16 protein-coding genes and 1 pseudogene are annotated in these 19,552 nt (G+C 71.7%); 5 read left to right on the top strand and 12 right to left on the bottom strand.

What is annotated here, in order from left to right; genetic code table 11:
- The first annotated feature begins 26 nt into the window (after positions 1-26).
- The 5 genes from QOZ89_RS10260 to QOZ89_RS48240 all read left to right on the top strand — a co-directional run bounded on the left by QOZ89_RS10260 (position 27) and on the right by QOZ89_RS48240 (position 6,048).
- Positions 27-659 (top strand): hypothetical protein, encoded by a 633-nt coding sequence (locus QOZ89_RS10260; RefSeq protein ID WP_071051360.1) that lies wholly within the window; start codon positions 27-29, stop codon positions 657-659.
- A 69-nt stretch (positions 660-728) separates the two neighbouring features.
- Positions 729-3,692 (top strand): branched-chain amino acid ABC transporter permease/ATP-binding protein, encoded by a 2,964-nt coding sequence (locus tag QOZ89_RS10255; RefSeq protein ID WP_071051359.1) that lies wholly within the window; start codon positions 729-731, stop codon positions 3,690-3,692.
- Positions 3,689-4,426 (top strand): ABC transporter ATP-binding protein, encoded by a 738-nt coding sequence (locus tag QOZ89_RS10250; protein ID WP_071051358.1) that lies wholly within the window; start codon positions 3,689-3,691, stop codon positions 4,424-4,426. Before QOZ89_RS10255 ends, QOZ89_RS10250 begins: the two co-directional genes overlap by 4 nt.
- A gap of 71 nt (positions 4,427-4,497) precedes the next feature.
- Positions 4,498-5,145, top strand: a complete 648-nt coding sequence (locus QOZ89_RS10245) for a TetR/AcrR family transcriptional regulator (protein WP_071051357.1) — start codon at positions 4,498-4,500, stop codon at positions 5,143-5,145.
- 618 nt (positions 5,146-5,763) lie between these two features.
- Entirely contained in the window at positions 5,764-6,048 is a 285-nt protein-coding gene (locus QOZ89_RS48240; RefSeq protein WP_312623623.1) for a hypothetical protein, read from the top strand.
- On the opposite strand, the gene QOZ89_RS10235 is transcribed toward QOZ89_RS48240, so the two are convergent.
- From QOZ89_RS10235 to QOZ89_RS10190, 12 genes and pseudogenes are all read right to left on the bottom strand, one after another.
- Positions 5,971-7,683, bottom strand: coding sequence for an FAD-dependent oxidoreductase (locus tag QOZ89_RS10235; RefSeq protein WP_312623622.1), 1,713 nt, complete (start codon positions 7,681-7,683; stop codon positions 5,971-5,973). The genes QOZ89_RS48240 and QOZ89_RS10235 overlap by 78 nt on opposite strands.
- Positions 7,684-7,696: 13 nt before the next feature.
- Complete coding sequence (locus QOZ89_RS10230; protein WP_198543422.1) at positions 7,697-8,146, bottom strand: thioredoxin family protein; 450 nt, start codon at positions 8,144-8,146, stop codon at positions 7,697-7,699.
- Between the two features lie 273 nt (positions 8,147-8,419).
- Complete coding sequence (locus tag QOZ89_RS10225) at positions 8,420-8,950, bottom strand: phosphate-starvation-inducible PsiE family protein (protein ID WP_071051354.1); 531 nt, start codon at positions 8,948-8,950, stop codon at positions 8,420-8,422.
- 128 nt (positions 8,951-9,078) lie between these two features.
- Positions 9,079-9,945, bottom strand: coding sequence for an LLM class F420-dependent oxidoreductase (locus QOZ89_RS10220; RefSeq protein ID WP_071051391.1), 867 nt, complete (start codon positions 9,943-9,945; stop codon positions 9,079-9,081).
- Between the two features lie 88 nt (positions 9,946-10,033).
- Positions 10,034-12,670: an ATP-dependent chaperone ClpB gene (clpB, locus tag QOZ89_RS10215; protein WP_071051353.1), complete on the bottom strand. Its 2,637-nt coding sequence runs from the start codon at positions 12,668-12,670 to the stop codon at positions 10,034-10,036.
- Positions 12,661-13,047 (bottom strand): chaperone modulator CbpM, encoded by a 387-nt coding sequence (locus QOZ89_RS10210; RefSeq protein ID WP_071051352.1) that lies wholly within the window; start codon positions 13,045-13,047, stop codon positions 12,661-12,663. Before QOZ89_RS10210 ends, clpB begins: the two co-directional genes overlap by 10 nt.
- Positions 13,044-13,997: a DnaJ C-terminal domain-containing protein gene (locus QOZ89_RS10205; protein ID WP_312623621.1), complete on the bottom strand. Its 954-nt coding sequence runs from the start codon at positions 13,995-13,997 to the stop codon at positions 13,044-13,046. Before QOZ89_RS10205 ends, QOZ89_RS10210 begins: the two co-directional genes overlap by 4 nt.
- Positions 13,998-14,003: 6 nt before the next feature.
- On the bottom strand, positions 14,004-14,678 hold the full coding sequence (locus QOZ89_RS10200) for a nucleotide exchange factor GrpE (protein WP_083419302.1): 675 nt from the start codon (positions 14,676-14,678) through the stop codon (positions 14,004-14,006).
- Positions 14,679-14,685: 7 nt separating this feature from the next.
- Positions 14,686-16,599, bottom strand: a complete 1,914-nt coding sequence (dnaK, locus tag QOZ89_RS10195) for a molecular chaperone DnaK (RefSeq protein ID WP_071051350.1) — start codon at positions 16,597-16,599, stop codon at positions 14,686-14,688.
- Entirely contained in the window at positions 16,554-17,225 is a 672-nt protein-coding gene (ligD, locus tag QOZ89_RS47260; RefSeq protein ID WP_491677177.1) for a non-homologous end-joining DNA ligase LigD, read from the bottom strand. Before ligD (QOZ89_RS47260) ends, dnaK begins: the two co-directional genes overlap by 46 nt.
- Positions 17,143-17,313 (bottom strand): annotated as a pseudogene (gene ligD, locus QOZ89_RS48235) (non-homologous end-joining DNA ligase LigD); the annotation flags it as partial. The gene ligD (QOZ89_RS47260) and the pseudogene ligD (QOZ89_RS48235), both read right to left, overlap by 83 nt.
- Positions 17,314-17,376: 63 nt before the next feature.
- Positions 17,377-19,386, bottom strand: a complete 2,010-nt coding sequence (locus QOZ89_RS10190; RefSeq protein WP_071051349.1) for an erythromycin esterase family protein — start codon at positions 19,384-19,386, stop codon at positions 17,377-17,379.
- Between the last annotated feature and the right edge of the window lie 166 nt (positions 19,387-19,552).

Raw genomic sequence — 19,552 nt, 5'->3', positions numbered from 1 at the left:
TTATCGCGCGGCCGCTGGGAGTATGAATGCGCTTCACGCAGCTCATAGAAATACACACGGAGCACATCGAGGAACTGACCAGGCTGGACGCCGACTATCTGGAGAGCCTCGGGCCGGAGGAACGCACCACCCTGTTCCGCCGCGGGCACACCGCCGTGGACCGCGATGACCCCACGCACTTCTTCACGATCCTCGAATTCGACTCCTACGAGTCGATGGTGGTCACGATGGCCACCGAGACCAGTCACCAGCTGTCGGCCGCCATAGCACCGCTCATCATCGGCGAGCCGAAGTTCTGCAACGGGGACGTCCTGCACCGCGAGTCGATCGGCGACCAAACGGTGGAGCGCACGTTCACGCAGATCATCGAGATCCGGACCAGGGACATCGAGGAGCTGCGGCGCCTGGACACCGACTACCTCGAGAAGCTCGACCCAAGCGAGCGGGACGTCCTCTTCCGCACCGGTCACACGATCGTCGACCGCGATGATCCCGAGCATTTCTTCACGATCCTCGAGTTCGATTCGTACGAGTCGATGGTGGCGACGATGGCGACGTCGACCAGCGAGGAGCTCTCCGCCGCGATCGCCCCGCTGATCATCGGCGTGCCGAGGTTCTGGAGCTGCGACGTGATCCACCGGGAAGTACGGGAAGGCTAGGGCGCAGGCCGTGGCGACCGAACCGTCCCGCCCGCGCTGCCCCCGGGCACCGGCAGCCGACCGGGGGCGATGGTGAATCATCTCGGGTTCCTGTTGTTGGGCGTGGGGAACGGGGCGGTCTTCGCCGCCGTCGCGTTGGCCCTGGTCGTCACCTACCGCAGCTCCGGCGTGGTGAACTTCGCCGTCGCCGCCATCGGGCTCTACGCCGCCTACACCTATGCGTTCCTCCGCCAGGGCAGTCTTCTGGTGCCGATACCGGGGGTCGATGCCACGGTCGGCTTCGGCCGCGGCCTGCCGGTGGCCGCGAGCATGGCGGTGGCGCTGCTCGTCGCGGCCGTGCTCGGCGGCCTGCTGCACCTGGCGGTCTTCCGGCCGCTGCGCGCCGCCCCCGCGACGACGACGATGGTCGCTTCGATCGGCGCGATGGTGCTCATCCAGGCGGTGCTGGCCGCCCGCGTCGGCAACGAGCCCGTCCGGGTCGATCCGATCCTGCCGCGCGGGCGCTTCGTGGTTGGCGGGGTCTCGATCCCGCAGGACCGGATCGCGTTCGCCGTCGCCGTGTGTCTGATCGCGGGCACGGTCGTCGCCGGCTTCCGGTACACGATCTTCGGCCTGGCCGCCAGGGCCAGCGCCGAGTCCGAGAAGGGCGCACTGGTCACGGGCCTGTCGCCGGACCGGATCGCGCTGGCAAGCGCAATGATCAGCGCGGTCGTCGCCGGTCTGGGCGGCATCCTGATCGCGCCGATCGTGCCGCTGTCCGCCGTGTCCTACACGCTGTTCATCGTCCCGGCGCTCGCCGCCGCGATGGTCGGCGGATTCTCGCTGATCCCGCCGGCCATCCTCGCCGGGCTCGGCATCGGCATGGTGCAGTCCGAGCTCACGTTCCTGCAGGCTCAGCACTCCTGGGCGCTGCAGCGCGGGCCGGCCGAGCTGGTGCCTCTCGTCGTCATCCTCGGCTACCTGCTGGTCCGGGGCCGGCCGCTACCGACGCGGGGCGCCCTGGCACAGCGAACTCTGGGCCGCGCGCCGCGCCCGCGCAGCCCGCTGCCGGCGGCCGCCGTCGGCGTCGTCGCCGCGCTGGTCCTGCTCGTCTTCACGAACGGCGGGACGCGGGCCTCGGTGATCACCAGCCTGATCTACGCCCTGATCGCCCTGTCGCTGGTGGTGGTCATGGGCTACGCCGGCCAGGTCTCGCTGGCCCAGCTCACGCTGGCCGGCGGCGGTGCCTACGGGGTGAGCCTGGCCACCACCAGCTGGCACGTGCCGTTCCCGGTCGCGCCGCTGCTCGCCGCCGCCATGGCGGCCGTCGTCGGCGTCGTCGTCGGCCTGCCGGCGCTGCGCGTGCGCGGCCTGCCCGTCGCGGCGGTCACCCTGGCGCTCGCCGTCGTGCTGGAGGCGGTCTGGTTCCAGAACCCGACACTGGCGCGCGATCCGCAGGGCCAGCCCCCGGTCGCCGAGCCGACCCTTCTCGGCCTCGACCTCGGCGCCGGCACCGGCCGCGCCTATCCGACGGTGGCCTTCGGGATCGTTTGCGTCGTCGCGCTGCTCGTCGTGGCCCTGGGCGTCGCACGGCTGCGGACCAGCCGCCTCGGCGCGGCCATGCTCGCCGTTCGGGCCAACGAGCGCTCGGCCGCGGCCTCCGGCATCGACGTGGCCCGTACGAAGATGGTGGCGTTCGGGATCGGCGCCTTCATCGCCGGCCTCGGTGGCGCGCTGCTGGCCTACCAGTACTCGATGGCGAGCCCCGCCTCGTTCGACCCTCTCACCGGGCTGGCGCTGTTCGCCACCGTCTACCTGGCGGGAGTCTCGTCGATCACCGGCGGCCTGCTCGCCGGGGTCATGGCCGCCGGCGGCGTGCTCTACGTCGCCCTCGACCAGGTGATCTCGCTCGGCGAGTGGTACTACACGCTCAGTGCGATCGGTGTGCTGGTGACGGTGGTACGCAATCCCGAGGGCCTCGCGGGCGGCCTGCACGACGGTTGGCACCGGGCGCTGGCCGCCCTGCCCGTCGTCCGGCGCCGGGCCGGCGACGCCGATGCGCCCCGGCGGGCCGCGACCGCGGGCCTCGACGGTCCCGCCCGGCCGCCGGCGGCGGCGCCACCCCCCGCGCCGGCTCCGGCCGAGCGGACGATGGTCATGGCCATCGACGGGATCACCGTTCGTTACGGCGGGGTCGCCGCCGTGCGTGGCGTCTCGCTGGCGGTCCGGACGGGCGAGATCGTCGGCCTCATCGGCTCCAACGGGGCGGGCAAGACCTCGCTGATCGACGCGGTCACCGGGTTCTCCCGCTCGGTCGGCTCGGTTCGGCTGGGCGGTCGGCCCCTCGACCGTCAACCGCCCTTCCGCCGGGCCCGCCTCGGCCTCGGGCGGACCTTCCAGCACCAGGAGCTCTACCCGGACCTGACCGTGGAGGAGAACGTCCTGGTCGGGACCGAGGCCGACCGGCGCGGCCACGACCCGGCGCGCGTCACCGCCGCCGACGGCACGTCCGCTGTGGGCCGCGTGCTCGCCCTGCTGGACCTCGGGGATGTCCGGCACCGGCCCGTCGCGGAGCTGTCTCAGGGCCGGCGCCAGCTCGTCGCCGTGGCCCGGGCGCTGGCCGGCGCTCCGGATCTGCTGTTGCTGGACGAGCCGGCGGCCGGGCTCGACAGCGGGGAGAGCGACTGGCTCGCCGACCGGCTGCGGGTGGTCCGCGCGGCAGGGGTCGCGATGCTCCTGGTCGACCACGACATGAGCTTCGTGATGAGCCTCTGCGACCGTGTCTGCGTCCTGGACCTCGGCGAGCTGATCGCCGTGGGCACGCCGGCCGAGATCCAGCGCGACCCGCGGGTCGCGGCCGCCTATCTCGGCGCGCCGGACCACGGCGGCGGCGACCTGCCGCCGGCCGTCGGCCATCCCTCGGCCAGCGGCGGCTCACCGGCCGGCGACGAGCCGCGGGACGCGGGCCGGCCGACGGCCGACGACGAGCCGGCACCGGTCGGGTTCACGGCCGGCGGGTCCGTGCCCGGCGCCCGGGAGGCGGAGACGCCGTGAGCAGCGCGCTGTCCTGCCGGGACCTGTCCGCCGGCCACGCCGGCCGGCCCGTCGTTCACCGGGTGTCGCTGGAGGTCGGCACGGGCGAGATCCTCGCCGTCCTCGGGCCGAACGGCGCGGGGAAGACTACGACCCTGGCCACGCTGGCCGGGCTGCTGCCCGGCCTCGGCGGCACCGTCCGGCTGGGCGACCCCGGCGAGGACGTCAGCCGGCTCGGCCCGGCGGCCCGGTCCCGGCGCGGACTCGTGCTCGTGCCGGACGACCGGGCACTGTTCGGCGGCCTGACCGCCCGGCAGCACCTTCGCCTCGCGGCGCGGCGGGGTGGCCTCGGCCTGGAGGAGGTCCTCGGCTACTTCCCGGAGCTGAGCCCCCGCCTCGACGTCGCCGCGGGCATGCTCTCGGGTGGGGAGCAGCAGATGCTCGCGATCGGCCGAGCGCTGGCGCAGCGCCCGAAGGTCCTGCTGATCGACGAGCTGAGCCTGGGGCTCGCCCCGCTGGTGACCGAGCGGCTGCTGACGACGATCCGCCGCATCGTCATCGGCACCGCCGCGAGCGTCATCCTGGTCGAGCAGCACGTCGCGCTGGCACTCGGCGCGGCCGACCGTGCGGTCGTCATGGTGCACGGGGAGATCGTCATGGCCGGGGCGGCGGCCGCTTTGCTCGACGACCCTGCCCGTCTGGCGCGGGCCTATCTAAGCGGCACGCGCTCCGCACCGGCGAGCGCGGTCGGGTAGGGTTCTGCCGGCGTGGGACGACCGGAGCAGGTCCTTCCCCGACGGCGGCTTTGGACGACAGTCGAGGTGCGATGCCAGGCACGGACCGGGAGGCTCCGGGGGCCGGGAGCCTGCGGGCGCGCCAGAAGCAGCTCACTCGCCAGCTTCTTCTCGACGCCGCGGTCCAGGTGATCGTCGACCTCGGCTACGCGTCGGCGACCGTCGAGGACATCGCCCAGGCCGCGGGCGCCAGTCGACAGACGTTCTACCAGTACTTCCCGTCGAAGGCCGACGTGGTGCTGGAGCTGGTCGAGCGCAAGCAGGCCGAGGTCGACGAGCTGTTCGGCGCCTTGTTCGCGCTCGAGGAGCCGACCGCCTCTGAGCTGCGCGCGTGGATTCGGCGGGCGATCGAGATCTGGTACCCGGCGAGCCCCGAGCGGGTCGTCGTACAGCAGGTCATGGCCCTGGAGCCGGCGGTGGACAGCCGCGGCGGCGACTACATGGTGGCGAGCCTGGACGCGCTGGCCGGCTATCTGCGTCGCCAGAACCCGATGCTGGGTCAGCTTTCGGCGCGGGTCCGGGCGTGCCGCCTGATCGCCGAGTTCGAGATGCTCTCCTACCTACGTCTGTATGGCATTCCCGGCGGCATCGACCTGGTCGTCGACGGGTTCGTCCGCGGCTGGCGGGCGGCGCTGACCGAACCGGAGGAAACGACCGGCGGCGCCCCGCCCGAGGCCTGAACGTCGACACGTCGTCATGACGCGGCCGGCCTCCGGCGGATCCCTTCCGCCGACTCCCCGCGGGTCGGGACCGACACCGCCGCTCGGGACGCGCCGCGCGCCGCTGGACACGGCCTGGGCGCCGCCGTCGCCACCCCTTCACGCGGAGCGGGCGCCTGTCGAGGCGCACGGGCCGACGCCGACCGACACGGTCATGACGCGGCTCGCCGCGCAGGGACCGGCGCTGGACCACCCCTCGTCGCCGGCTTCTGTGCCCACGGCCCGGCCACGACGCAGCCGCCGCCGAGGGCTTACCGCCGCCTTCGCCGCCGCTGTCACCGTCGTGCTCGCCACCGTGGTGACGACGGTCGTCCTGACCAGCGGCGGCGGCACGGGGGGTGAAACGCCAGCCGCCCACGCGCTTACGGCTTCACCGGGCGCGGGTGACGCGACCCCCACGGCCAGGCAGCCGGCGGCTGGCCAACCGGCGACGGCCTCGGCGGGACCTGGCGGTGCGATCACCACAGCCACGCCGCTTGGCAAGCCGCTGACCGGCCCCACCGACCTGGTGAACGCGGTCGTGTTCTCGTCCGACAGCCGCACCCTCGCGGTCGGCAGTGGCGAGGGCGCCGTGCGGTTATGGGACGTGTCGAACCCAGCGAGTGGCCCTGGGCTGATCCCGTCGTCGGCCTGGCCATCACCGTCGCGATCCTGCGGGTCCTACGCTCCGCCGCCCGGGTCCTCGGCGCCAGACTCATGGACGCCGTCGATCCCGACCTCGTCGCCGAAGCCACCACCACCCTCCTGCACACTGTCGACGACACCCGCAACGTTCCGTACAGGGCGTCAGGAGGCCCGACTTCCGGTGTGTTCGAGGTGTTCGTGCAGCATGCGGATGGCGGTGGCACCGTCGCCGACGGCTGAGGCGACCCGTCGGACGGCGCCGTGTCGAACGTCTCCGACGGCGAAGACGCCGGGCCGGCTGGTTTCCAACTTGCGCGGCGGGCGGTCGAGGTTCTGCCAGACCTCCCCACGTGCGGCCGGCTCCGCGTCCACCCCGGTCAGAATGAAGCCGCTGTCGTCCAGCGCGACCGTGTCGGCGAGCCAGCGGGTGCACGGCTGTGCGCCGATGAAGACGAAGAGGACCTCGGCGGGTATCGAGCGCCGTCCGCCGGAGTGGTCGTCCTCGATGACGAGTGCCTCCAACGAGCCGTGTCCCACGGCCCGCCTTACCCGGCTGTGGGGGTGGACGACGACCCGGGGATGGCGCCTGATCCGGTCCACCAGGTAGCGCGACATGTTTTCGCCGAGGTCGTCTTCGCGGGCCACCAGGTGAACCACCGGTGCGATCTCCGCCAGGAAGACTGTGGCCTGCCCGGCGGAGTTGCCGCCGCCGACGACCGCGACCGGGCGCTGGGCGCAGAGCTTGGCCTCGATCAGGGTCGCCGCGTAGTGCACGCACGTGCCCTCGAACTCCCCGATGCCGGGCGCGTCCAACCTGCGGTACCGGGCACCGGTGGCGATCACCACGGTCCGGCTGACGACCTCCATCCGCCGGCCGCCGCAGTCCACCGGGACGACGTACAGCTCACCGTCCGGTACCAGCGCAACCGCCTCGGCCGGCACGCTGATCTCCGCCCCGAACCTTCGTGCCTGGATGGCCGCCCGCTCGGCCAGTTCCGCTCCGGAGATCCCGGCCGGGAAGCCCAGGTAGTTCTCGATCCGGGAGGACGTTCCCGCCTGACCGCCGGTGGCGATCGCGTCCAGCGCCGTCGTGGCCAGACCTTCCGACGCCCCGTACACGGCTGCTGCGAGCCCGGCCGGTCCCGCCCCGATCACGAGCAGATCCCGCACTGACGTCTCCGGACGCAGCACCGTCACGCCGATCGCCCGGGCCAGTTCGGCGTTGCTGGGGTTACGCAGCACCAGCCCCTGCGGTCCCTTCCGCCAGATCACCACCGGGGTGTCCGCTGGCCCGAGGCCAAGGCTTCGCAGGACCTTGTCCGCGTCGCTGTCCTGCTCCAGGTCCACGAACCGGTGCGGCAGCCGGTTGCGGCCGGCGAACTCTCGCAGCCGCCGGGTGTCCGCGCAGTAGTGGGAGCCGATGATCCGGAAACCGGCTTCCATGCCGATGAGCAACTCGCGGCGCAGGAAGTAGGCACGTACGATCAGATCGCCGAGCGCGTTGTCCCGTTGCACCACTTCTGTCAGTGCCTCCAGCGGCACCGCGAGGACTTCTGCATCCTCGCCGGGCATCGCGGTGGAGAACGCGACCTGTCCCGTCAGGAGACCGAGTTCGCCGAGGAAGCGGCCTGGGCCGTGCACGCGGATTACCCGCGCGTCGTCGCCGCCGTAGCCCGTGATCACCAGCACCTTGCCCCGCAGGACGACCAGGAACTGGTCGGTCCGCTCGCCCTCCCGGATCAGTACTTGTCCGCGGCGCACGTGGCGACGTTCACCCCGGGTGGCCAGGATCTTGACCTGGTCGGCCGACAGCCGTGGATACGCGCCGTGCAGATCCGGAGTTTCGGTCAGCTGGGTCGGGTCCGGTATTAGCACGGCGGTACTCCGATCAAGCAGCGCTTCCCGATGGTCGAGGAGGCCCGGTCGAGGTCGCGGCGGCGATCACCGTTTCCACCCGGTCCCGCGATGCCGGTGCCGGTGCCGCACCTGCCCTTCGGCCGACGACGGCGGCCCGGTTCAACACCAGCAGGGTTGGGATCGCCTGCGCCGAGAATCGCTGCGTGATGCGGGGGTTCTCGTCCACATTCACCTTGACGAGTTTCGGCCGGCCGGCGAGGTTCCGAGTGACCTGTTCCAGCGCCGGGCCGACGATCCTGCACGGCCCGTACCACGGCGCCCGCAGGTCGACCAGGATGGGAATGGTCGCCTGCTCCGCGAGCTCAGGAAATTTCCGCTCGCCGGCCTCCACGACCCAGGGTAGCGGGCGTGGCAGTGACCGCGCCGCGGGATTCCCTCGCTGGCCGCAGGCACCCGGTTGGCCCGGCCGCAACGCTCGCACCGCACCACCGCCAGCTCGCCGCCGGCGGTCCTCGTCGTGGCCGTCGTCAACCGTCCGCGTCCCGGTCCGCTGTTTCGGGTCCGGATCCCGGTCCAGACCACGGCTGGTGCCCCCTTCCCGCTTGGCAGTCGGCCCATGCGCTACGGATATGCCCGCGAACCGGCGGCGTGGAACGTGGCCGCCGGGTCGTGCTGTCGTTGCCCTGGGGTAGGTCATCCCGCTATATGCGGTTTGCGGCCCAGGGTGAAATCGGTGGTCCGGAATCGCTCCCGGTTACCCGGGCTCACCGGTGTCGAATCGCCGCTGCGACCAGCGAGCCAATGCCAGCGCGGCAATCAGGACGAAGACCGCCCCCGCGTCGACTGCCAACTCAATCAGCCGCTGCCGACTCTCCGCCGGTGTCTCCGGGATGGTCAGGACGACTACGACCGACAGTACGTGGCGCACCAACGCGATGATACCGACGATGATGAACGGCTCGAGTTGCAGCCGCCCGCCCTCGAGTCTCGTTTCGATGGTCACCAGAATTTCCACGATGATGAGAATGAGAAGCAGTTCCTCGATGGCGACGACGAAACGTGCCGTCCAGGAACCGCTGCCGTGCAGCACGGTGGCCAGCGTGAGATACAGCACGCCGGCGCCCACGGCCAACAGCACGACCGAAATCAGGTAGAGCAGCACATACTGCGCGCCGAGCAGCAGCCGCAGCGGTGGGGACTCGGGCCGATTCAGGTTGCCCAGCGCCGACGGCCCGCCCGGCGAGGCCGGCGAGGCAGCGGCATCCTGCCCGCTCGATTCAGCCATGATCGTGACCGTTCTGCAGCGCGTGCACCCTCCGAGACTCGCCGCTGGCTGAAGCAACCGCATGTCGGGACCGGCGGTGCCGGCGATCCGCGCTGGGGCCACCGACGTTGGTTGACACCTTTCCTTGGTCAGGGCCGTAGGCCCAGGCCGGTGGCGAGGCTGCGCCACTGCGCTCTGGGCAGGGTGTCCGGAGAGTCGGTGAGGACCTGAAGGGCGACGTGGTCGGCGCCCGCCTGGTGGTGCTCGTCGACTCGGCTCCGGATCCGGTCCAGGTCTCCCCAGGCGACCAGGCTGTCGACCAGGCGGTCGCTGCCACCGCTGGCGAAGTCGTCCGCGCTGAACCCGAATCGCGCCAGGTTGTCGGTGTAGTTCGGCAACGCCAGGTAGATAGACAGGACGCGGCGGGCGATCGTCCGCGCCTGGGCCGGATCGGTGGTCAGGATGACTTTCTGCTCCGGGGCGAGCAGCGGGCCGGCGCCGAGGATGTCCCGGGCCCATGAGGTGTGCTGCGGGGTCACCAGGTACGGGTGGGCCCCGGCGGTGTGCGTGGCGGCGAATCTCAGCATCTGCGGGCCCAGCGCGGCGAGCACTCGTACGTCCCTGGGGACCGTGGGCCGCTCGACGTCGAGCCGGTCGAGGTGGTCGACCACGGCCTGGTAGGGGTACCAGTAGCCTTCGCCGGCGAACGCCGGGTAGCCGGTGCCGAACCCGAGCAGCAGCCGGTTCGGGCGGGACTTCGTCACCCGAGCGTAGCTGGCGGCCACGATGTCCGTGGGTTCGGTCCAGACGTTGAGGATGGCGGTCACTGCGCCGAGGTGGCGGGTGGCGTCCAGCAGGGCCGCCGGCAGTCCGAGGTCCGCGGTCGCGTCGCCAAGCCAGACCGCGCCGAAGCCGAGCGCGTCGACGTCGGCGGCGGCGTCCGCGCGCTCCCGCGGATCGTCTGGCCATCTCGCGCTGGTGGTCCAGAGTCCGAACCTGCCGATGTTCACCGCCACCACGTCGTCCTTCTTTCCGCGCCGCCTCTCGTCCCGCCGGCCAGCGGCCGAGGGCGGCAGCCGGGAGCCAACGGCCGAGGGCGGGTCCTCAGGCGGCGAGTCCGTGCCGGGCCGCGGCCTTCTCGTAGGTGACGGCCAGTTCGCCGTCGTGGGCGTCGAGCCGCACTGCGCTGCCTTCGGTGACCTCGCCGCGCAGCAGCGCCCGGCCGATCCGGGTCTCCACCTCGTGCGAGATGTACCGGCGCAGCGGCCGGGCGCCGTAGACCGGGTCGAACCCCCGTTCGGCGATCAGGCGGCGACCGGCCTCGGTCAGCTCCAGCGTGATGCGCCGTTCGGTGAGCCGCTGGCGCAGGTCGGAGAACTGCAGGTCGACGATCTTTTCGAGGTCGGGGAGAGTCAACGGCCGGAACAGGATGATGTCGTCGATCCGGTTGAGGAACTCGGGGCGGAAGTGGCCGCGTAGTTCGGCCATCACCCGGGCCTCGGTCTCGGGCCTGATCTGGCCGGTGTCGTCGAGCCCGTCGAGCAGGTATCCGGAGCCGATGTTCGAGGTCATGATGACGACGGTGTTGCGGAAGTCGACCCGGTGGCCCTGGGCGTCGGTGATCCGGCCGTCGTCCAGGACCTGCAGCAGGATGTTGAACACGTCCGGGTGCGCTTTCTCGATCTCGTCGAAGAGCACCACCGAGTACGGCTTGCGCCGGACCGCCTCGCTGAGCTGACCGCCTTCCTCGTACCCGACGTAGCCGGGCGGAGCGCCGACCAGCCGGCTGACCGTGTGCCGTTCCTGGTACTCGCTCATGTCGAGCCGGATCATGCTCTCCTCGGTGTCGAACAGCGCCGCCGCCAGGGTCCTGGCCAGCTCGGTCTTGCCGACGCCGGTGGGCCCGAGGAAGACGAAGGAGCCGATGGGCCGGCGCGGGTCCCGGATCCCGGACCGCGCCCGGATGATCGCGTCCGCGACGAGCCCGACCGCCTCGTCCTGACCGACCACCCGCTCCCGCAGGATCTCGTCCAGGCGCAGCAGCTTGTCCCGTTCGGTCTCCTGCAGCCGGGCGACCGGGATACCGGTCCAGACGGCGACGATCTCGGCGATCTCGTCGGCGGTGACGACCTCGCGCAGCAGCCGGTGGTCGCCCTGCTTGGCGGCGAGCTGCTCCTCTTCCGCCGACAGCCGCCGTTCCAGTTCGCGCAGCCGGCCGTAGCGCAGTTCGGCGGCCCGGTTCAGGTCGTACGCCCGTTCGGCTTCATCTGCTTCGCGGCGGACTCGTTCCAGTTCCTCGCGCAGCTCCTGGACCCGCTTGATCGCGTGGCGTTCGGCCTCCCACTGGGCACGCTTGGCGTCCGCCTCGGCGCGCAGGTCGGCGAGTTCGCGGCGCAGCTCGTCGAGCCGTACCTTGCTGGCCGGGTCGGTCTCGGTGGCCAGCGCGGCCTCCTCGATCTCCAGCCGGGTCACCCGGCGGGTGATCTCGTCGAGCTCGGCGGGCATCGAGTCGATCTCGGTCCGCAGCCGGGCGCAGGCCTCGTCGACCAGGTCGATCGCCTTGTCCGGCAGGAACCGGTCGGTGATGTATCGGTGGCTCAGTGTCGCGGCGGCGACCAGCGCCCGGTCGGAGATCTTCACCCCGTGGAAGACCTCGAACCGCTCGCGCAGGCCACGCAGGATCGAGATGGTGTCCTCGACGCTCGGCTCGTCGACCATCACCGGCTGGAACCGGCGTTCCAGCGCGGCGTCGGACTCGACCCGCTTGCGGTACTCGTCCAGCGTGGTCGCGCCGATCATGTGCAGCTCGCCGCGGGCCAGCATCGGCTTGAGCATGTTGCCGGCGTCCATCGCACCTTCGGCCGCGCCGGCGCCGACCACCGTGTGCAGCTCGTCGACGAACAGCAGGACCCGCCCCTCGGCGGCCTTCACCTCGGCGAGCACGGCCTTCAGCCGCTCCTCGAACTCGCCGCGGTACTTGGCACCGGCCACCAGCGAGCCCATGTCCAACGCGAAGATGGTCTTGTCGCGCAGCCCCTCCGGCACGTCGCGGCGCACGATCCGCTGGGCCAGGCCCTCCACGATCGCGGTCTTCCCGACACCCGGGTCGCCGAGCAGTACCGGGTTGTTCTTCGTCTTGCGGCTCAGGATCTGGATCACCCGGCGGATCTCGGCGTCTCGGCCCACCACCGGGTCGAGGGTGCCCGTTCGCGCCTGCTCGACCAGGTCCCGGCCGTACTTCTCCAGGGCCTCGTAGGCGCCTTCCGGCGTTGCCGAGGTGACCCGCTGGTGGCCGCGGACTCCGCTGAGCGCGGCCAGGAACGACTCCCGGGTGATCCCGTGCTCCGTCAGCCGGCGGCCGGCCGTGGTGCCGGTGCCCTCCTCGGCCAGCGCAAGGAGGAGATGCTCCACCGACACGTACTCGTCCTTGAGGCGCTTGGCCTCACGTTCGGCCGCGTCCAGCAGCCGGGCCAGCCGCTGGGTGACGAAGACCTGTCCCGGCTGGGCGCCAGGCCCGGTCACCTTCGGCCGGCGGGCCAGGTCCGTCTCGACAGCGGCGCGCAGCGCCGCGGTGTCGGCGCCGGCCTGCCCGAGCAGCTTCGGTACCAGCCCCTCGGGTGCGTCGAGCAGGGCGAGCAGCAGGTGCTCGCCGTCGACCTCGGTATGCCCCAGCCGCGTGGCTGCGGACTGGGCGGCCTGCAACGCCTCCTGTGACTTCTGGGTCAGCCGGTTCATGTCCATGGTGGTGTGCTCCTCGCGGCTGTCGGCGGTCGAGCGGGTGTGCTGCTGCGCAGCGCGGCTTCCAGTGCATCGATGCGGTCGAGCAGGTCCAGGACGAGGCCGATCGCGGCGTAGTTCAGGCAGAGCCCGGCCCGCAGCCGCTGGATCCTGGCGATCGTTGCCAGCGTGTCCAGCGGGAACCAGAGCTCTCCGCGGGCGTCCCGGGTGGCGTTCAGCAAGCCGAGCGTCACGAACCGGCGGAGCAGGTCGGGGTGCAGGCCACTGCGGTGGACGACCGTCTCCAGCGTCAACCTGCGGATCGGCGCCAGCGGATAGCGAGGCCGGCCGGCCGGTGCCGACGGCACTGCCCGCCGCTGGGACGGGGATCGGATGCTCATCCTCGGGACCCCCTCCTCGGGTCGAAGGTCGACACGGCCGCCAGTTCCTGGAACAGTGCGCGCTCCCGATCGGTCAGCCTCGCCGGCACCGCCACACTGACCTCGGCGTACAGGTCGCCCGGCCGTCCGGCGGGGTTCGGTAGTCCCTCGCCCCGCAGGCGCAGCCGCCGGCCGCTCGACGACCCGGCCGGCACGTGCACCTTGACCTTGCCGCCGGGAGTGATCACCGGGACCGTCGCGCCGAGCGCCGCCTCCCACGGGGTGACCGGCAACGTGACGTGGATGTCCCGGCCGTCCGGCCGGTAGCGGGGGTGCGGCGCTATCCGCGCCCGCAGGTACAGGTCGCCGGGCTGCCCGCCGCCGGCTGACCGGCCACCCTGCCCGGCCAGCCGGATCCGCTGCCCGTCCACCACCCCGGCCGGGATGGTGACCTGGTAGCTGCGAGGCCCGTCGGGGCCGGCCAGGGTCACCCGGCGGCGGCCACCCCGGTATGCCTCCTCGACCGTCAGCTCGAGCTCGGCTTCCTGATCGGCGCCGGGGATCGGCCCGGCCGCGCCGCGGGCGCCGAAGATGTCGCCGAAGATGTCTTCGAAGCCGGCGCCGCCGGCGCGGGCGCCGAAGTCCGTGCCGAAGCCGGGTTCGACCCGGACACCCCGGGGCCGGGCCGGACCGCCGCCTACCCAGCCCCCGCCCGCCCCGGCGGCCACCCGCTCCTCATAGTCCTCGGGGATCCGTCGGAAGTCCGGGCCGAACCGGTCGTAGCGCGCCCTCGTCTTCGGGTCGGACAGCACGTGGTAGGCCTCACCGATCTCCTTGAACCGCTCCTCCGCGGCCGGATCGGAGTTCACGTCCGGGTGGTAGCGGCGGGCGAGCCTGCGGTAAGCCTGCTGTATCTCCTCGGCGCTCGAGTCCCGGCCGACACCGAGAATCTCGTAGTAGTCGCGGGCCACCGCCGGTCACTCCGCGGATCCGCTGGCGTCACGCCCTCCGCGGCCCGGCTCCCGGCCCTGCGGGCCTGGCGCCCGCTCCTGCGGGGAGCCGGGCCGGGCCGGGGACCGTTGCCCGCCGTCGGCATCGTCGGCTGGTGGTCGGCTGACGGCGACGCCGACGGGGCGCAACTGCCGGCCGCCGTCGCCGTAGCCGGGGCGCACCACGTCCACCACCGTGCCGGGCGGCATGCCGGGCTCCTCGACCACGCTCAGCGCGTCGTGCCGGGCCGGGTCGAACGGCACCCCTACCTCGTCGTGGCGTGGATAGCCGAGCCGGTCCAGCACGTCGACGGCCTGGTCCCGCACGGCCCGGACGCCCGCCACGATCGAGCGGGGGTCGGCGTCGGCGTTGGCGAGCGCGAGTTCGAGGTGGTCGAGCACCGGCAGCCAGGCGCGGGCGATGCGGGCCTTCTCGGCCTCACGGTCCCGCTCCACCTCCCGGGCGAACCGTTTGCGCAGGTTCTCCAGGTCGGCGGCAGCCCGGCGCCAGCGGTCCTCCAACTCGCCCACCCGGCCGGCGGCGGCCGAGCCAGCGTCGCGGGCCGCGTCGCCGGCCGGAGCCTCGGCGGCGCGTGCTTCGGTTGCGACGGTGGGCACCTCGGTGGAGGCGTCCTGCGGGCGCTGCTGCCCCTCGGTCGACATCACGCGATCAGCCACGGTCGAAGTCGGCGTCGATGACATCGTCCGCGTCGGTCGGTCCGCCGGCGGGCGGAGGCTGCTTTCCGGGGGCGCCAGGAGCGGGGCCGGTCGGGCCGGGGCCGGTCGGGCCGGTTCGGCTGGCCGCGAGGCCGTGGTAGACCTGCTGCAGGTCCGAACTCAGCGACCGGACCCGGTCCAGCGGCGCCTCCTCCTTGACGGCCTGCCGGGCGTCGGCGACGAGCATCCCGGCGCGGGCCTTCTCGTGCGGCGGTGCGGCGTCGCCGAGGTCGGCCAGAAGCCGCTCGACCTGGTAGGCGACCGAGTCCAGTTCGTTGCGGGCGTCGATCGCCGCCCGCAGGGCCTGGTCCTCGTTCCGGTGCCGCTCCGCTTCGGAGATCATCCGTTCGACCTCGTCCTTGGGCAGGTTGGAGGTCTCGCTGATCGTGATGGACTGCTGCGCGCCAGTGTCGGAGTCGCGGGCGGTGACATTGAGGATGCCGTTCGCGTCGATGTCGAACGTGACCTCGATCTGCGGCTCGCCCCGGGGCGCCGGCCGGATGTTCTCCAAGCGGAACCGGCCGAGCACCCGGTTGTCCGCGGCCCGCTCCCGCTCCCCCTGCAGCACCACAATGTCCACAGCCGGCTGGTTGTCCTCCGCGGTCGAGAACACCTCTGAGCGCCGAACCGGGATCGTCGTGTTCCGTTCGACGATCTTCGTCATGAGGCCGCCGCGGGTCTCGACGCCCAGCGACAGCGGGGTGACGTCGAGCAGGAGCACGTCGGAGACCTCGCCCTTGAGTACCCCGGCCTGGATCGCCGCGCCCAGCGCGACGACCTCGTCGGGGTTGACGCTCATGTTCGGTTCCTTGCCGCCGGTCAGCCGACGGACCCGTGTCTGCACCGCCGGCATCCGGGTCGCGCCACCGACGAGGATTACCTCGTCGAGGTCGTCGGCGGTCACCTTGGCGTCCTCCATCGCCTGGGTGACCGGTCCCATCGTCCGCTCCACCAGATCGACGGTGATCTGCTCGAACGTCGACCGCATGACCGCGGTGGTCAGGTGCCTCGGCCCGGACGCGTCCGCGGTGATGAACGGCAGGTTCACCTGGGTCTGCGTCACCGAGCTCAGCTCGACCTTGGCCTTCTCCGCAGCCTCGAACAGGCGTTGCAACGCCTGCGGATCCCGGCGCACATCGACGCCCTGGTCCCGCTGGAACTCGTCGGCGAGATGGTCGACCAGACGGCGGTCGAAGTCGTCGCCACCCAGGTGGCTGTCGCCGGCCGTGGCCCGGACCTCGACCACGCCGTCGCCGACGTCCAGGATGCTGACGTCGAAGGTGCCCCCGCCGAGGTCGAAGACCAGCACGGTCTCGTGGCCGCGCTTGTCCAGCCCGTACGCCAACGCAGCCGCGGTCGGCTCGTTGATGATCCGCAGTACCTCCAGACCGGCGATCCGGCCCGCGTCCCTGGTGGCGGTGCGTTGCGCGTCGTTGAAGTAGGCGGGCACGGTGACGACCGCCTCGGTGACCTTCTCGCCAAGGTTCTTCGCGGCGTCATCGGCGAGCTTGCGCAGCACCAGCGCGCTGATCTCCTCCGGCGAGTACAGCTTGTCCCGCACCGTGAAGCGGACCGCGCCACCGGGGCCCGCGACGACGTCGAAGGTGACCGCCTTGGCCTCTTCGCTGATCTCGTCGTAGTGCCGGCCGATGAACCGCTTCGCCGAGTAGATCGTCGCCTTCGGGTTGAGGATCGCCTGCCGCCTGGCCAGCTGCCCGACCAGCCGCTCACCGCTCTCCGCGAACGCCACCACCGACGGAGTCGTCCGCGAACCCTCCGCGTTCGGAATGACTCTTGCCGCACCGCCCTCCCACGCGGCGATCACCGAGTTGGTCGTACCCAGATCAATACCGACTGCCTTCGCCATTGCGTGCCCCTTCGGGGAACGAGCTGAACGGGCCGGGTCGAATGTTTCGACGCCGAGGGCCCGCGATTGTCCGGGTCAGCAGGGTCGCCCTGGTGTGAGCCAGACGCAGTCCGCCACACTGCCCGATATCGGCCCAACCGGTTCGGCCCGTCGAGCGTTTCGCCACTAAATCCCGTTCCCGCTGCGGGCGCGGCGCAAAACCGCGCGGAGGGATCCCGGCCGATCGGAAGGGGTCCCGGCCCGTCCATCGCCGTTGCGGAGCAGGTGGACTTGGTGTCCCTGAGGATCTCGTCCAGTCCGCGACGGGCCGCGCCGACGTGGGAGAAGATGGCCTGCCAGGGATCGCCGCCACGCTGCAGCCGGCCGGGCAGGGCCGTCTTACGCTGCTCGACGGTAAGCCGCCAGGGGTCGTGCGCCGCCGCGACCCGTGCCACGTCCCGCGCGAACCGGCGGACCACATCGAACCCGGCTCGGCGGCACAGCGGGACCACAACGTGGTTGCCGCGCGAACCGGACGGTGCCCAGCTCCTTCGGGACGGTGACCCGGCAGATCCAGGCGGGGAAGTGGGTGCCGGCGCGCTGCTGGATGATCCGCTGACCGTGGATGCCGTCCGGGTAGCGTTCAAGGTTGAGCGGTCGGCCGGCGAGATGCGGCAGCATCACCTCGGCGATCCTGCGCGTAGTAGCCGGCCAGCTGCGCCTTCGTGATGCCACCCGGGAACAGCGGCTTGCCCGGCCGGGGGATCTCCACGGTGCGCCGTCCGACGCGGTCAGCTGTCACGCGGCGAACGGGTAGGTCTCCGACGGTTCGCCGCTGTCCCAGCGGGCGGTGCGTTCGAGCGGTTCGACCGCGCGGGTCTCGTCGATATGGATGATGGCGTCGAACTGGTCGGCGGCCCGGGCGCGGAAGTAGTGGCTGGACCGTTCGGTGTCGGGGCGGTAGATCACGCCGATGGCGCGTTCCAACCGGGCCGAGGTCAGTACTTTGGCGGCCCATTCGGCGGAGCCGAGCGGTACGAGGAACTCCTTCTCGCCGACCTCGTGGAACAGTTCCTCCAGGCTGTCGGGAAGCGCTGGGCGGACCCGTTTACGGTCGGCCGGGGCGTCCCAGTCGCTGGCGGCGGTCACGGTGCCGGTGTAGGTGGTGAAGCCGACCAGCCGGCAGTCGCCGGGGTGGCGGGCGCGGGCGATCTGGCCGAGGGTGAGTTCGCCGCGGGTCGCGACCTCGGTCGCGGTGGCGTCCCCGACGTGGGAGTTGTGCGCCCATACGACGATCTTTGCTGGGGTGGTGCGTTGCCGGCCTAGGTGGGCGCGCAGCGCGTCCAGGGTGTCGGCCATGTGCCAGTCGCGCAGGTTCCAGGAGGAGACCCGGCCGGTGAACATGGATCGGTAGTAGTCGGCCGCGGACCTGACAGTGCGGGCGTTCTGCTGCGCGTAGAAGAAGTCGTCCGCGGCGAGCGGTCCGTCGTGCACGGTGTAATCGGCGGCGTGCCGCTGCAGGTCGACGAGCTGGTCGACCAGTTGCCGCTCGCAGGTGTCGCCGGCGCCGAATGCGGCGGCGTAGCCGTAGACCTGACCGTCACCGCCGTAGTGGTCGAGGCAGGCGTACCGCTCGCGGGCACGCCTGGCGGCGGCCGGGTCGACCCGGTCCAGATAGGCGACGACCTCCTGGATGGAACGGTAGAGGCTGTACAGGTCGAGTCCGTAGAAACCGGCCTTGGCTCGTTCTTCGGCGCCGAACCGGTCGTTGCGCTCACGGAGCCAGCCGACGAAGTCGAGTACGACGGTGTTACGCCACATCCAGGTCGGGAAAAGTTCGAAGCCACGCAACGCCTCCGCGGCGGTCACATCCTCGCTGTGACCGCGGACGAACCGGTTCACCCGGTAGGCGTCCGGCCAGTCCGCCTCGGCCGCCACCGCGCAGAACCCCTTCTCCTCGATCAGCCGCCGAGTCATCGCGGCGCGGGCGGCGTAGAACTCGTAGGTGCCGTGCGACGCTTCCCCGATCAACACCACATCGGCATCACCGACCAGGTCGAACAGGACGTCGTCGGCCGGGACGCCGTCCTGGACCGGCACAATCTCGGACCGGACGACGGCCGCCTCCGTGCGATACACCCCGGCTCCCTCGGGAAGCCGGGACGTCGCCGCCGCGCGCAACAGGCCGCGCACCGCCTCGTCGGTGGTCTGGGTGAAGTCCCAGTAGGACTGCCCGACCGCGAAGAACGGCGACGGCGTTGTCGCGCACACCACCTCGTCCGCCAGCGCCTCCAGCTCGCGGCAGGTGGAGGAGGGTGCCGCCGGCACGGCGACGACGATCCGGGCCGGCTGGTGCTGCCGCAGAGCCTGGACGGCGGCGCGCATACTCGCGCCCGTGGCCAGGCCGTCGTCGACGAGGATGACGGTCTTGGCCGCCACGTCCGGCATCGGCCGGCCTTCCCGGTAGGCCTGTTCCCGGCGCAGCACCTCCCGGCCCTCCTCCTCCGCCGCCCGCTGGATCACCTCCGGGGAGAGGTTCAGACCGCGGACAACGTCGTCGTTGAGGACCAGTACCCCACCGCTGGCCATCGCGCCCATCGCCACTTCTTCGTGGTCCGGGACCCCCAGCTTGCGCACAACGAACACGTCGAGCGGCGCGCCGAGATCGTTGGCAACCTCGTAGGCGACCGGCACCCCACCGCGGGGGAGCCCCAGGACCAGCACATCGGGACGGCCCCGGTACTGCGCCAGCAAACCAGCCAGATATCGGCCGGCGTCCCGGCGGTCACGGAACAGACGATTCGACACGACGCTGCCCCCTGCCCACTCGGCGGCAAGATTCGGTTGATGCCCACCACCGACTGAAGGAAACAACACTCCCACAGTCCGCTGGCGGCCGACGTCTAAAACTCTGGATACGACCCCGTTATCAATGTTATGCCTCGATATCCGACACGCTTCCCTGCCGGTGCTG

It is taken from the genome of Pseudofrankia coriaricola (assembly GCF_032027725.1).
GTDB lineage: Bacteria > Actinomycetota > Actinomycetes > Frankiales > Frankiaceae > Pseudofrankia.
The sequence above is the reverse complement of the archived record's forward strand: the minus strand, read 5'-3'. Positions and strand labels throughout refer to the sequence as shown.